12 protein-coding genes are annotated in these 13299 nt (G+C 68.3%); 6 read left to right on the top strand and 6 right to left on the bottom strand.

The window, feature by feature from the left end:
• Positions 1–13 precede the first annotated feature (13 nt).
• Positions 14–634, top strand: a complete 621-nt coding sequence (locus QMZ26_RS04000; RefSeq protein WP_283220652.1) for a flavin reductase family protein — start codon at positions 14–16, stop codon at positions 632–634.
• 3 nt (positions 635–637) lie between these two features.
• Here the strand turns inward: QMZ26_RS04000 and QMZ26_RS03995 are convergent, their stop codons facing one another.
• The 6 genes from QMZ26_RS03995 to grxC all read right to left on the bottom strand — a co-directional run bounded on the left by QMZ26_RS03995 (position 638) and on the right by grxC (position 5273).
• Positions 638–1387 carry a sulfite exporter TauE/SafE family protein gene (locus QMZ26_RS03995; RefSeq protein ID WP_283220651.1) on the bottom strand — a complete coding sequence of 250 codons (750 nt, stop codon included), beginning with the start codon at positions 1385–1387 and terminating at the stop codon, positions 638–640.
• Positions 1388–1412: 25 nt separating this feature from the next.
• Positions 1413–2321, bottom strand: a complete 909-nt coding sequence (locus QMZ26_RS03990; protein WP_283220650.1) for a LysR family transcriptional regulator — start codon at positions 2319–2321, stop codon at positions 1413–1415.
• A 52-nt stretch (positions 2322–2373) separates the two neighbouring features.
• The gene (locus QMZ26_RS03985) at positions 2374–3117 is read right to left on the bottom strand and encodes a cysteine hydrolase (protein ID WP_283220649.1); all 744 of its coding nucleotides are present in this window, start codon (positions 3115–3117) and stop codon (positions 2374–2376) included.
• A gap of 166 nt (positions 3118–3283) precedes the next feature.
• Complete coding sequence (locus tag QMZ26_RS03980) at positions 3284–4288, bottom strand: isocitrate dehydrogenase (RefSeq protein WP_283220648.1); 1005 nt, start codon at positions 4286–4288, stop codon at positions 3284–3286.
• Between the two features lie 305 nt (positions 4289–4593).
• On the bottom strand, positions 4594–4986 hold the full coding sequence (locus QMZ26_RS03975) for a carboxymuconolactone decarboxylase family protein (RefSeq protein WP_046986956.1): 393 nt from the start codon (positions 4984–4986) through the stop codon (positions 4594–4596).
• Positions 4983–5273: a glutaredoxin 3 gene (grxC, locus tag QMZ26_RS03970; protein ID WP_079225103.1), complete on the bottom strand. Its 291-nt coding sequence runs from the start codon at positions 5271–5273 to the stop codon at positions 4983–4985. Before grxC ends, QMZ26_RS03975 begins: the two co-directional genes overlap by 4 nt.
• A gap of 88 nt (positions 5274–5361) precedes the next feature.
• On the opposite strand from grxC, the gene QMZ26_RS03965 reads away from it, so the two are divergent.
• The 5 genes from QMZ26_RS03965 to ppx all read left to right on the top strand — a co-directional run bounded on the left by QMZ26_RS03965 (position 5362) and on the right by ppx (position 13088).
• Positions 5362–7062: a M48 family metalloprotease gene (locus QMZ26_RS03965; protein ID WP_283220647.1), complete on the top strand. Its 1701-nt coding sequence runs from the start codon at positions 5362–5364 to the stop codon at positions 7060–7062.
• A 116-nt stretch (positions 7063–7178) separates the two neighbouring features.
• On the top strand, positions 7179–7868 hold the full coding sequence (phoB, locus tag QMZ26_RS03960) for a phosphate regulon transcriptional regulator PhoB (protein WP_079220798.1): 690 nt from the start codon (positions 7179–7181) through the stop codon (positions 7866–7868).
• A 104-nt stretch (positions 7869–7972) separates the two neighbouring features.
• Entirely contained in the window at positions 7973–9304 is a 1332-nt protein-coding gene (phoR, locus tag QMZ26_RS03955; RefSeq protein WP_200733267.1) for a phosphate regulon sensor histidine kinase PhoR, read from the top strand.
• A 4-nt stretch (positions 9305–9308) separates the two neighbouring features.
• A complete protein-coding gene (ppk1, locus tag QMZ26_RS03950) occupies positions 9309–11396 on the top strand; it encodes a polyphosphate kinase 1 (RefSeq protein ID WP_283220646.1) in 2088 nt (695 codons plus the stop codon).
• A 165-nt stretch (positions 11397–11561) separates the two neighbouring features.
• A complete protein-coding gene (ppx, locus tag QMZ26_RS03945) occupies positions 11562–13088 on the top strand; it encodes an exopolyphosphatase (protein ID WP_283220645.1) in 1527 nt (508 codons plus the stop codon).
• The last annotated feature ends 211 nt before the right edge of the window (positions 13089–13299 follow it).

Below are 13299 nucleotides of genomic sequence, written 5' to 3'. Positions count from 1 at the left end.
GAACCCCCACCCCATGTCCGACACTTTCCACAGCTACCGCCCGGCCGACGGCCACCGCCTGCCGCACGATCCGTTCAACGCCATCATCGGCCCGCGCCCGATCGGCTGGATCTCCAGCTGCGATGCCGAGGGCGCCCTGAACCTGGCGCCGTACAGCTTCTTCAACGCATTCAACTACACCCCGCCGATCATCGGCTTCTCCAGCCAGGGCCGCAAAGACTCGCTGCACAACATCGAGGCCACCGGCGAATTCGTCTGGAACCTGGCCACCTTCGACCTGGCCGAGGCGATGAACGAAAGCTGCCGCGCGGTCGCGCCGGAGGTCGATGAGTTCAGCCTGGCGGGACTGGCGCCGCTGGCGTCCACCCAGGTACGCCCGCCGCGCGTGGCGCAGAGCCCGGTCAGCATGGAATGCCGCTGCACGCAGATCGTGCGCCTGCGCGATGCCGCCGGCCAGGACACCAACGGCTGGCTGGTGCTGGGCGAGGTAGTGGCGGTGCATATCGATGCGCGGCTGCTGGTCGATGGCATCTATGACACCGCCGCTGCCGACCCGATCCTGCGCGGTGGCGGCCCGGCCGATTACTTCCGGGTCAGCGCCGAACAGCGTTTCCGCATGTTCCGCCCGGCCTGAGCCTCAGCGCGACAGCAACACCGGCAGCGCCGAGCACAGCAGGGCGATGCCGGAGGCGGTCAGCAGGCCCAGCACGATCTGCCGGAAGCGCGCTTCACTGATGCCGATGTACAGGCGCGCGCCCAGCAGGGTCGGCACCAGCATGGCCGGGGCCACGATGGCGAAGTACGGCAGCATCTGCCGGGTGACCATGCCATTGCCCACGTAGGTGGCCATGGTCACCGCCAGCATGGCCAGGTTGAAGTTCTGGATGACCGCGCGCTGCTCGTCCTTGCCGAAGCCGCGCAGCGTGCTCCACAGCGTCGGCACCGGCCCGGCGAACCCGCCGATGCCACTGAGCACGCCACCGGCCATGCCAGCCACCGCGTCGCCGATGCGCCCACCGACCGTGATCGGCGGCAGCCGGCGCACCACCAGCATCACCGGGCACCAGACCGCCAGAAAACCACCCAGCAACGCCTTGAACCAGGCCATGTCCAGATGCGGCAGCACCAGCACGCCCAGCGGAATGCCGGCCAGGCCACCCAGCACGAACGGCAGCAGCAGGCGCAGGTTGAAGCCGCGCCGCACGGTGAACACTGCCAGCAGCTGGCCGGTGAGCGCACCGAATACCGACAGCGCCGCAGCCAGGCGCGGGTCCAATCCCCACGCCCAGAAGGACATCGCCACCATCCCGAAGGCGAACCCGGACAGCCCCTGTACGAAACCCGCGACGATCGCGCCGACCGCCACCAGCAGATAGACCGGATCCATCACCTTCCTCGTTGCTGCGGCGTGGCTACTCTGCCGCGCCCGTCCATGCAGCGTAGTGCGCCGCCAGGTGATCGACCAGCGCGCGCACTTTCGGTGCGAGTGCACGGGCATGCGGGTACAGCGCGAAGTAGCAGCGCTGGCCGGCATTCCAGGCCGGCAGCACGCGGATCAGGCGGCCGGCGCGCAGATCCTCCTGCACGGTCAACGCCGTGAACAGGCTGATGCCCATGCCGGCCATCACCGCTGCGTGCAGGGCCGGCGTGGCATCCACGCGCAGGCGCTGGCCGGCCTCGATGCTGGCGCTGGCACCGCGCGCCCCCTGCAGCTGCCACGGCGCACTGGCAGCGGTCGGGCTGAAACCCAGCAGCGTGTGCTGCTGAAGATCCGCCGCCTGACGCGGCAGGCCATGCCGGGCCACATAGGCCGGTGCGGCAACCAGGATGCGCGGGCAACGGGCCAGCTCACGCGCTACCAGCTGGCTGTCCGGCAGTGACGGCGCAATGCGCAGGGCCAGGTCGAAGCCACCGCCGACCACGTCGACCAGTTGATCGTCGGCGGACAGATCCAGCGAGACCTGCGGATAGCGGGCGAGGAATCCGGGCAGCCAGTGCGGCAGTTCCTGGCTGGCCACCACCTGCGGCACGCTGATGCGCAGGCGGCCGCTGGGCTCGGCCTGCCCAGCGCGCGCGCGGTCATCGGCGGCCTGCAGGCGATCAAGCAGGCCCACGGCATCGCGGTAGTAGTCACGCCCGGCTTCCGTCAGCGACAGGCGGCGGCTGTTGCGGTCGAGCAGGCGTACCTGCAGGTGTTCTTCCAGTTGCCGCAGCTGCCGCGACATCGCCGAATGGGTGGTGCCCAGGCGCTCGGCAGCGGCCGTGAAGCTGCCCGCTTCGACGATGGTGCGCAGCGCGCGCAGGGCGGCGAAGTGATCCATCGAGGGCAGCTCCCGGTAGCGGAGCCCGCGATCTGCGGGCCCCGCCAGCTTATCAAGCGCCGTCGCCGGCCCTGCGCACCGGCAGCGCCAGCAGCGCCTCGGTGCTGATGACCTCACCAAAGGCATCTTCGATCTGTGCCAGCGATGCTTCGTGCAGCGCGCGATGACCGATGCGCTGGCCGCCGGCCAGATCCAGGTCGCGGCTGGCGGTGGCATCGCCGGCCACGATCACCCGGTAACCGCGCGGCGCCGCAGCGGCATCGCGCGCTGCACCCACCACGCAGGCATGGGTCTGCAGGCCGGTAACCAGCAGGGTATCGATGCCGGCGTCCTGCAGCACCGTGTCGAGCACGGCGGCCGAAGCCCCGGCGAACACGCTGACATTGTCCTTCTGCACCACCGTCTCGCCCTGGCGCGGCTGCAGATCGCGATGGAAGGCGGCATTGACGCTGTCCTGCGCGAACAGCGGCGCGCCGGCCGGCAGCACGTGCTGTACGTGGATCACCCGGATGCCATGGGCGTCGGCGAACTGCACCACGCGCGCGGCCTGGTGCAGTGCAGCCACGCCATCGGGAATGACCATGCGGCCACCGGCGAAGCCCGGCGCGGCGCTGGCATCGAAGTATTCGTTCTGGAAATCGATGACCAGCAGCGCGGTCTTCGCGGCATCGAGAGATGTGGCCGAGGGGGCACCGGCCATGTGGCGGATGGTGGGATGGGCCGGCTCGGCGGCGGCGACCGGTGCGGCGGCGGCCATGCCGATCAGGCTGGCCAGGCCGAAGGCGGAAAGGTTCATGGGGCAACTCCTGTGCGATGGGATGTGGCACAGGATGCGGAGCGTATGGCGCACGAACCAGCCGCCTCCGGGCACATGATCTGTGCGAAAAACGCACCGTTGCCCATAAACGCAACGGGGCGCCCGAAGGCGCCCCGCTGTGGATCAACCGAGGTTGGCCGGCCGCTTACAGGCGGCTGGCGATGGCCTGGGCGAAGCTCATGGTGGTACCGGTGCCGCCGAGGTCGCCGGTCAGCGAATCCTTGGCTTCCATGGTGGCCACGATGGCCTTGCGCAGGCGCTCGGCGTTTTCCGGCTGGCCGATATGGTCCAGCATCTGTGCGGCCGCCAGCAGCAGCGCGCACGGGTTGGCCTTGCCCTGGCCGGCGATGTCCGGCGCGGTGCCGTGCACGGCTTCGAAGATCGCCGCGTCCTTGCCGATGTTGGCACCCGGAGCCAGGCCCAGGCCGCCGACGAGGCCGGCGCACAGGTCGGAGATGATGTCGCCGAACAGGTTGGTGGTCACGATCACGTCGAACTGTTCCGGACGCATCACCAGCTGCATGCAGCAGTTGTCGACGATCATTTCCTGGAACTCGATCTCCGGGTACTGCGCGGCCACTTCACGGGCGACGTTCAGGAACAGGCCCGAGGTCGACTTGATGATGTTGGCCTTGTGCACGGCGGTGACCTTCTTGCGGCCGACGCTGCGGGCCAGCTCGAAGGCGTAGCGCACGATGCGCTCGGAGCCCTTGCGGGTGATGCGGGTGCCGGAGAAGGCGGTCTCGCCGTCAGCCGAGACTTCCTGGCCTTCGGCCAGGTACGCACCTTCGGTGTTCTCACGAACGGTGATCAGGTCGACGTTGTTGAAACGCGACTTGGTGTTCGGGAAGGTGTGGGCCGGACGCACGTTGGCGTACAGGTCGAAGTGGCGGCGCAGGCTGACGTTGATCGAGGTGAAGCCACCACCGACCGGGGTGGTCAGCGGGCTCTTCAGCGCGACCTTGTTGCGCGCGATCGATTCCAGGGTCACCGCCGGCATCAGGTCGCCGTGCTTTTCCAGGGCCACCAGGCCGGCGTCCGCATCTTCGTACTCCAGGCCAGCGTTGAGCTGGTCGAGGACGAACAGGGTGGCGTCCATGATTTCCGGGCCGATGCCGTCGCCGCGGATGACCGTAATTTTCTGCGTCATTGATCGATGTTCCGAACAGGGGGGAATACGCCGTCCGGACGTGCCCGGAAACGCCGGCGCTAAGGAAGTTTCACCCGCAATTATGCCTGAGCCGGGGCCGAGGTCCCAAATAGACCATGGTCCCACTCCCCGGCTCAGGCAGAATTGCCCGCGCATTCCTCCTCTACCCCCGCCTGTCGGCGCGCCCCTTCAACAAGAAGGGGCTCCTGGGCTGAGAGATCGCGGTAAAGGCCCCTGCGCGCGTCCGGCAGCGCCGGGCCATGTCCGGCGGCCGTTTGTTCAGGTGTCCGCCGGCCGGCGCTGCCTCAGTGCTCGTGCGCTTCCGGGGCGGCGGCGCCGCCTTCGAGCTGGTCGAGGAAGTCGACCGCGCGGCGCAGGTGGGGGATCACGATGGAACCGCCGACCACCAGGCCGACCGAGAAGGTCTCGAAGAACTCCTCGCGGGTCACCCCGGCGTCCTTGCACTGGGCCACGTGGTAGCTGATGCAGTCGTCGCAGCGCAGCACCATCGAGGCCACCAGGCCCAGCAGCTCCTTGGTCTTCACGTCCAGCGCGCCGGCCTGGTAGGTCTGCGTGTCCAGGGCGAAGAAGCGCCGCACCACCTGGTTCGGCTCGCCCAGGATGCGCTCGTTCATGCGCTTGCGGAAATCGGTGAATTCGGCGATGCGGTCCTTGCTGCCGTCGTCGGCCGCGCTCATGCCTGGCCCTGCCCGGCCAGCAGCGGCTCGAGCTTGCCTTCACGGTGCAGGGCCATCATGTCGTCGTAGCCGCCGACATGGACGTCACCGACGAAGATCTGCGGCACGCTGGTGCGGCGGGTCAGGGACATCATCTTCTCGCGCTCGACCGGGTCCAGGTCGATGCGGACCTCGGTCCACTGCTGGCCCTTGCTCTTGAGGAAGTTCTTGGCGGCCACGCAGTACGGGCAGACGGCGGTGGAATAGATGGTGATGGCGGGCGAACCGCCAGCGGGCTGGGCTGTCACGGGAAACTCCACGATGGATCGACGGTCCATATATGGTACCGGTGTGCTGGAATTTCCACGCCACGACCGCAACACTGTGGATTAACGAATGGTTGCCCCCTGCCCTGCCACGCTTGGCGCGCCCTGCCCGAGGACCTCCCGCTTGCGAGCCCTGCTGCTGTCTACCGCCGTCACCCTGGCCCTGGCCATGCCGTTGGCCCAGGCCCAGGAGAAGCTGCCGGACATCGGCTCGTCGGCCGGCGAGCTGCTGACCCCGGCACGGCAGGCCGAGTACGGCGCGATGATGCTGCGCGAGCTGCGCAACTACGGCTACCTGCTGGACGACCCGCTGGTCAACGACTGGCTGCAGACCATGGGTACCCGGCTGGGTTCCAACAGCGACCAGCCCCGCCAGCCCTATACGTTCTTCATCATGAAGGACCGCCAGATCAACGCCTTCGCGACCCTGGGCGGCTACATCGGGGTCAACGCCGGCCTGATGCTGACCGCCGAGCGCGAGGACGAGGTGGCAGCGGTGCTGTCCCACGAAATCGCCCACGTCACCCAGCAGCACGTGCTGCGCGGGGTCGAGCGCGCCCAGCGCGACCAGATTCCGATCCTGCTGGGCATGCTGGCGGCAGTGGTCGCCGCCCAGGCCAGCAACAGCACCTCCTCCGGCAACGCGACCATGGCCGCGATCAGCTCGGGCATGGGCCTGATGCAGCAGCGGCAGATCAATTACACCCGCTCCAACGAATCGGAGGCCGACCGGCTGGGCATCCGTACCCTGTCCCGCAGCGGCTACGACGTGGACGCCATGGCCGGCTTCTTCGAGCGGATGTCGGCGGCCATGCGCGGCAACGACGGCGGCTACCAGGCCCCGGACTTCCTGCAGACCCACCCGGTCAACACCACCCGCATCAGCGAGGCCAAGGCGCGCGCACAGCAGATGAAGAAGGACACGGTGCTGCTGACCACCAGCACCCCCACCGGCGAGCGCAAGGAGCGGGTGAACCCGGCCGACCCCAGCCTGGGCGAGCCGCTGCTGCGTGGCAGCAACCCGCTGCTGCCCAGCACCGTGCTGCGCCTGCCGATCGGCCAGCTCAGCCGCGGCGCCAGCGGTGATTTCGACTGGGCCCGCGAGCGCCTGCGGGTTCTCAGCGCGGACACCACGCCGGACCTGGAGCGCGAGTACGCCGACTTGGCCCGGCGCCAGAAGGACGGCCTGACCGACGCCCAGCGCTATGGCCAGGCCCTGGCCGCCATGCGCGGCGGCCGCAGCGGCGCCAACCAGGCCCGGCAGGCCCTGGCCAGCCTGCTGCAGACCCATCCGGACAGCCTGTTCGTGGCCCTGGCCCTGGGTGAAGCCGAATCCCGTGCCGGTCAGCCGGTCCAGGCCAACGCGCGTTTCGAACAGATGCTGCGCGAGCACCCCAACAGCCGCCCGGTGGCGCTGACCTATGCCGAGATCCTGAATGAACAGGGCGGTCGCGAGGCCGGCCAGCGCGCGCAGGCGATGCTGCGGCCGCTGCTGTCGCAAAGCGGTAACGATCCGGTATTCCAGCAGCGTTACGCCCGCGCCAGCGAGCTGGCCGGGGACAGCGTGCGGGCCAGCGAGGCGTATGCCGAGGCGGCCTTCCTCGGCGGCCGCCCGGAGCAGGCGCTGATGCAGCTGCAGGCGCTCAAGCGCAATCCCGAGCTGGACTATGTCGGCCGCGCGCGGGTGGACGCCCGCATCGAGACGATCACCCCGACCGTACTGGAGCTGCGCCGCCAGGGCGTGCAGGACCCGGAGCTGGACCGGCGCTGAGCGCCGCATGACCGGGGCATGGCAATCAGCGCCGATCCCGGCCGGGTAGTCACAAACATGTCATCAAACCGTAGTCTACTGGCACCACTCCAGTAACCGAGCCCTACGGTGTCCTCGTGCAGAAACGCATCCTGATCGTCGATGACGAGCCCGCGATCCGCGAAATGGTCGCCTTCGCCCTGCGCAAGGGCGATTACGAACCTGTCCACGCCGGCGATGCCCGCGAGGCCCAGACCGCGATCGCCGACCGCGTCCCCGACCTGATCCTGCTGGACTGGATGCTGCCCGGCACCAGTGGCCTGGACCTGGCCCGCCGCTGGCGCAAGGAAACCCTGACCCGCGAAGTGCCGATCATCATGCTGACCGCGCGCGGCGAAGAGAATGATCGCGTCGGCGGCCTCGAAGCCGGTGTCGACGACTATGTGGTCAAGCCCTTCTCGGCACGCGAACTGCTGGCCCGCATCCGCGCCGTCATGCGCCGCGCCCGTGACGATGACGAGGACGGCAGCGTAGCGGTCGGCCCGATCCGCATCGACGGCGCCGCCCACCGCGTGTTCGCCAACGACCAGCCGGTGCCGATCGGCCCGACCGAATACCGCCTGCTGCACTTCTTCATGACCCACCCCGAGCGCGTCTACACCCGCGCCCAGCTGCTGGACCATGTGTGGGGCGGCAGCGTGTACGTGGAAGAACGCACCATCGACGTGCACATCCGCCGCCTGCGCAAGACGCTGGAACCGTTCAATGCCGAGAACATGGTGCAGACCGTGCGCGGCGCCGGTTACCGCTTCTCCACCGCAACCTGAGCCTCGTCGTGCCGGCGCCGCGCACCTGCCGGTGCCGGTGTCGGCAACTCTGCTATAACCCTCGGTTCACCGCGTGAACCGCCGCCTCCAACGACGAGACCGCAATGCCCCGCCACATCCGCTCCGCCTGGTTGAAGACGCTGGCCTCCGTGGCAGCGGTATTGGTGCTGGCCGGCGTGGTCGGGTGGTTCAGTGGGCACCTGTGGCTGTGCATCGCGCTGGCCGCACTGGGCACGCTGACCTGGCATTACTGGCGCCTGCGCCGCGTGCTGCGCCGGCTGACCGCGCGCCAGCGCTGGGAAACCGCCGAGGAAGGATCCGGCGTGTGGAACGAGCTGGACCGCCTGCTGTACCGCAACCAGGTGGAAATGCGCGTGCGCAAGCGCCGCCTGCTGGACATGCTGCGCAGCTACCGCGCCGCCGCTGCGGCCCTGCCCGATGCGGTGGTGGTGCTGGACCGCAACAGCCAGCGCGTGCAGTGGTTCAACGAAGCGGCCACCGCCCTGCTCGGCCTGCATCATCCCGGCGATCTGGGTGAAGCCCTGGTCGAGCGCCTGCAGCCGATGCCGCTGGCGCACTGGCTGGCCGGCGGCCGCAATGCCGAACCGATCCTGGACGTGCCCTCGCCGGTGGATCCGGCAATCCGGCTGAACCTGCGCCTGATTCCGTATTCCTCCGATTACTGGCTGCTGATCGCCCGCGATGTCAGCAAGCTGCTGCGCCTGGAACAGGTGCGCCGCGACTTCGTCGCCAACGTGTCCCACGAACTGCGGACCCCGCTCACCGTGGTGCACGGCTACCTGGACATGATGGATCCGGAAGACTTCCCCGGCACCGGCCCGATGCTGGAAGAAATGCGCAAGCAGAGCCAGCGCATGGCCCAGCTGGTGGAAGACCTGCTGACCCTGTCGCGGCTGGAATCGCAGGAACACAGCGAAGCGGAGACCGTGGCGATGCAGCCGATGCTGGCCACCCTGCGCCGCGAAGCCGAAGCGCACAGCCAGGGCCGCCACCAGATCAGCATCGACGACCTGGCCGGCGTGGACCTGCTGGGCTCGACCAAGGAACTGCACAGCGCGTTTTCCAACCTGGTCACCAACGCCGTGCGCTATACCCCGGCCGATGGCCGCATCGCCGTGGAGTTCCGCCGCGAAGGCGACGGCGTCGTGCTGGCCGTGCGTGACAGCGGCTACGGCATTCCCGCCACCCACCTGCCGCGCCTGACCGAACGTTTCTACCGGGTATCCAGCAGCCGCTCGCGCGAGAGCGGTGGCACCGGACTGGGCCTGTCCATCGTCAAGCACATCCTCGGCCTGCACCACGCACGGCTGGAGATTGAAAGCGAAGTGGGCAAGGGCTCGGTGTTCTCCTGTCATTTCGATGCCGACCACGTGCGCCCGCGCGAGTCCGCCCCCCTGACCTCCATCGAAGAATGAAGCCATGAGCAGCCTCGGATCCCTCCCCCTCCCCGTGAGCCCGGACAACGATCCACTGCGTGACCCGGCGCTCTACATCAACCGCGAACTGTCCCAGCTGGATTTCAACTTCCGCGTGCTGGCACAGGCGAAGGATCCGCAGGTGCCGCTGCTGGAGCGCCTGCGCTTCATGTGCATCTCCTGCACCAACCTGGACGAGTTCTTCGAGATCCGCGCCGCCGCCGTGCGCCACGCGCAGGAATTCGGCCTGCCGCCGGCCCCGGACGGCATGAGCCCGCAGGCCATTCTCAACGCCATCCACGACCGCGCCGCCGAACTGGTGGACCAGCAGTACCGCTGCTGGAACGAGACGCTGCGCCCGGCGCTGGCCGAGGCCGGCATCGGCGTGCTCGGCCGCCATTCCTGGAACCACCGGCAGAAGCGCTGGCTGCGCGCGTACTTCCGCAACGAGATCATGCCGGTGCTGTCGCCGCTGGGCCTGGACCCGGTGCATCCGTTCCCGAAGATCCTCAACAAGTCGCTGAACATCGTCGTCGTGCTGAAGGGCACCGATGCGTTCGGCCGCGCCGGCCACCTGGCCATCGTGCGCGCGCCGCGTTCGCTGCCGCGCATCATCCAGCTGCCGGAAAGCCTGGGCGGCGGGCAGAACTTCGTGTTCCTGTCCTCGGTGCTGTCGGCCTTCGTCGACGAGCTGTTCCCCGGCATGGAAGTCCAGGGCGCCTACCAGTTCCGCGTCACCCGCAATTCCGAGCTGGTGGTGGACGAGGAAGAAGTGGAGAACCTGGCCCTGGCCCTGCGCGATGAACTGGTCGACCGCGGCTACCGGCCGGCGGTGCGCCTGGAGATCGCCGAGGACACGCCGAAGGACATCGTGCGTACCCTGCTGCAGAACTTCGGCCTGACCGAAAACGCGGTGTACCGCATCGATGGCCCGGTCAACCTCAACCGCATCATCCAACTGTACGACCTGGTGCCGCAGCCGGACCTGAAGTACCCGCCGATGAACCCGCGCACGCTGCGCGACAGCGACGGCATCTTCGAGATCACCCGCCGCCAGGACCTGCTGCTGCACCATCCGTTCGATGCCTTCACCGCCGTGCTGGACCTGATCAAGCAGGCGGCGGTGGACCCGAACGTGCTGGCCATCAAGCAGACCCTGTACCGTACCGGCAAGGATTCGCTGATTGTCGATGCGCTGATCCAGGCCGCACGCAACGGCAAGGACGTGACGGTGGTGGTCGAGCTTCGCGCGCGCTTCGACGAAGAAGCCAACCTGGGCCTGGCCGACCGCCTGCAGGAAGCCGGCGTGCAGGTGGTCTATGGCGTGGTCGGGTTCAAGACCCACGCCAAGATGCTGCTGATCGTGCGCCGCGAGGGCCGCAAGCTGCGCCGCTACGTGCACCTGGGCACCGGCAATTACCACAGCGGCACCGCCCGCGCGTACACCGACATCAGCCTGATCACCGCCGATGCGGACATCGGCAATGACGTGCACCTGCTGTTCCAGCAGTTGTCCGGGCTGGCCTCGAAGATGAAGCTCAAGCGCCTGCTGCAGTCGCCCTTCACCCTGCACACCGGCATCCTCGCGCGCATCGAACGCGAGACGCGCATCGCCGCTGCCGGCCGCCCGGCGCGCATCATCGCCAAGATGAACGCACTGAACGAGCCGCAGGTGATCCGCGCGCTGTACGCCGCCTCGCAGGCAGGGGTGCAGATCGACCTGATCATCCGCGGCGCCTGCACCCTGCGCCCGGGCGTGCCGGGCGTCTCGGACAACATCCGCGTGCGCTCGATCGTCGGCCGCTTCCTGGAACACAGCCGCGTGTACTGGTTCGGCAACGACGGTGCGCCGGAGCTGTACTGCGCCAGCGCCGACTGGCTGGAACGCAACCTGCTGCGCCGGGTCGAGACCTGCTTCCCGATCCTCGACCCGGATCTGGCCAAGCGCGTGTACCGCGAAGTGCTGCAGAACTACCTGGACGACAACCTCAACGCCTGGGAGCTGGATGCCGAGGGCATCTACCACAAGCGCACCCCGGCCCACGACGAAGCGCCGCATTCGGCCCAGATGGCGTTGATGCAGGGCCTGTAGCCCGCCCCGGTGGGTCCCGGCCGTGGGTCGGGACTCGAGTCGTGCCGACCAACGGTCGGCACCCACCAACGGAAGCGGCCCACTCCGCCCCCCGCGGAACTCCCCCTACAAAATGTGAAGGCGATGCGGTGACGAGCACACCGCCCCTTCGGCTAACATTCGTCCATGCCGCATACCACCACGACTCCGCCCGCATTGCAGGATGGCGACCTGCTGGCCGCCATCGACCTTGGCTCCAACAGCTTCCACATGGTCATCGCGCGCTACACGCTCGGCCAGTTGCGGGTCATCGACCGCCTGCGCGAAACGGTACGCATGGCCGATGGCCTGGATGGCAAGGGCGGCCTGTCCACCGCCGCACGGCAGCGCGCGCTGGAATGCCTGGCCCGCTTCGGCCAGCGCATCCGCAACGTGCCCCCGCACCGCGTGCGCGCCCTGGCCACCAACACCGTGCGCCAGCTGCGTTCGCCGCAATCCTTCCTGGTGCCGGCTGAAACCGCGCTGGGCCACGCCATCGAAGTGGTCAGCGGCCGTGAAGAAGCGCGACTGATCTACCTCGGCGTGGCCCATGCACAGCCGCCCAAGGCCGACCAGCGCCGCCTGGTGATCGACATCGGTGGCGGCTCCACCGAATTCATCATCGGCAAGGGCATGCAGACGCTGGAGCGCGAAAGCCTGCAGGCCGGCTGCATTGCCAGCACACGCCGCTTCTTCCCTGGCGGCAAGCTCAGCCGCAAGCGCTGGAAGGACGCACTGGCCGAGATCGGCCGTGAGTTCCAGCCGTTTGCCAGCAAGTACCGCGCGCTGGGCTGGCAGGAAGCCCTTGGCTCATCCGGCACGCACAAGGCGATCAGCGAAATCTGCGCCACGATGAAGCTGAGCAAGGGCGCGATCACCGCCGAGGCCCTGCCGCAGCTGCGCGACGAACTGCTGAAGGCCAAGAAGATCGACGACATCGTGCTGCCCGGCCTGTCCGCCGACCGCCGCCCGATCATCGCCGGTGGCATCCTGGTGCTGGAAGCCGCCTTCCAGGCCCTGGGCCTGGAGAAGCTGCTGGTCAGCAAGGCAGCCATGCGCGAGGGCATCCTGTATGACATCGTCGGCCGCGCCGGCGAGAACGACCCGCGCGACGAGTCGGTGGCGGCGCTGACCCAGCGCTATGGCATCGACACCGTGCAGGCCGACCGCGTGCAGGACACCGCCCTGTCCCTGCTGGAGCAGGTGCAGGAGCGCTGGAAACTGGATGCCGACGATGCCCGCATGCTCGGCTGGGCCGCGCGCCTGCACGAGCTGGGCCTGATGATCGCCCACAGCGGTTACCACGTGCACGGCAGCTATGTGCTGGAGAACTCCGACATCGCCGGTTTCTCGCGGCAGGAACAGCAGATGCTGGCCGCACTGGTGCGAAGCCATCGGCGCAGCGTGGGCAAGTCGGCCTTCGATGCCCTGCCCGAGCGCCTGCTGCTGACCGCGCGTCGCCTGACCGCCCTGCTGCGGCTGGCCGTGCTGCTCAACCGCGCGCATGAAGACGCGCCGCTGCCGGCGCTGGAACTGACCGCCGGCGACACCCGCCTGTCGCTGATCGTGCCGCAGGCGTTCATCGACCCGCGGCCGCTGCTGCGCGCCGACCTGATCGGCGAGACCGAGGGCCTGGCCGGGCTGGGCATCCAGTTCCGCCCCTTCGTGGCCTGATCCGCGCTGCCGGGAGTCCCCGGCCAGCCGCCGCTGCCTGCCCTGACGACGGCCCCTGACGGGGCCGTCTTCGTGTGCGCGTTTGCGCACTTTCAAAACTGAATGGGCATTCAGGCTTCCACACTGTGCCGAATCTGGCGATTGCGACATGACCCTAAGGTCTTGCTTTTATTAAGTTTAGATGAAATTCAATCGACAACCTTTGACACAT

It is taken from the genome of Stenotrophomonas sp. PFBMAA-4 (assembly GCF_030053215.1).
In the GTDB taxonomy this organism is placed as follows: domain Bacteria; phylum Pseudomonadota; class Gammaproteobacteria; order Xanthomonadales; family Xanthomonadaceae; genus Stenotrophomonas.
The sequence above is the reverse complement of the archived record's forward strand: the minus strand, read 5'-3'. Positions and strand labels throughout refer to the sequence as shown.

Coding starts and splice junctions, on each gene's coding strand:
- QMZ26_RS04000 (WP_283220652.1), top strand. CDS start 14: ATGTCCGACACTTTCCACAGCTACCGCCCGGCCGACGGCCACCGCCTG.
- QMZ26_RS03995 (WP_283220651.1), bottom strand. CDS start 1,387: ATGGATCCGGTCTATCTGCTGGTGGCGGTCGGCGCGATCGTCGCGGGT.
- QMZ26_RS03990 (WP_283220650.1), bottom strand. CDS start 2,321: ATGGATCACTTCGCCGCCCTGCGCGCGCTGCGCACCATCGTCGAAGCG.
- QMZ26_RS03985 (WP_283220649.1), bottom strand. CDS start 3,117: ATGAACCTTTCCGCCTTCGGCCTGGCCAGCCTGATCGGCATGGCCGCC.
- QMZ26_RS03980 (WP_283220648.1), bottom strand. CDS start 4,288: ATGACGCAGAAAATTACGGTCATCCGCGGCGACGGCATCGGCCCGGAA.
- QMZ26_RS03975 (WP_046986956.1), bottom strand. CDS start 4,986: ATGAGCGCGGCCGACGACGGCAGCAAGGACCGCATCGCCGAATTCACC.
- QMZ26_RS03965 (WP_283220647.1), top strand. CDS start 5,362: ATGGTTGCCCCCTGCCCTGCCACGCTTGGCGCGCCCTGCCCGAGGACC.
- phoR (WP_200733267.1), top strand. CDS start 7,973: ATGCCCCGCCACATCCGCTCCGCCTGGTTGAAGACGCTGGCCTCCGTG.
- ppk1 (WP_283220646.1), top strand. CDS start 9,309: ATGAGCAGCCTCGGATCCCTCCCCCTCCCCGTGAGCCCGGACAACGAT.
- ppx (WP_283220645.1), top strand. CDS start 11,562: ATGCCGCATACCACCACGACTCCGCCCGCATTGCAGGATGGCGACCTG.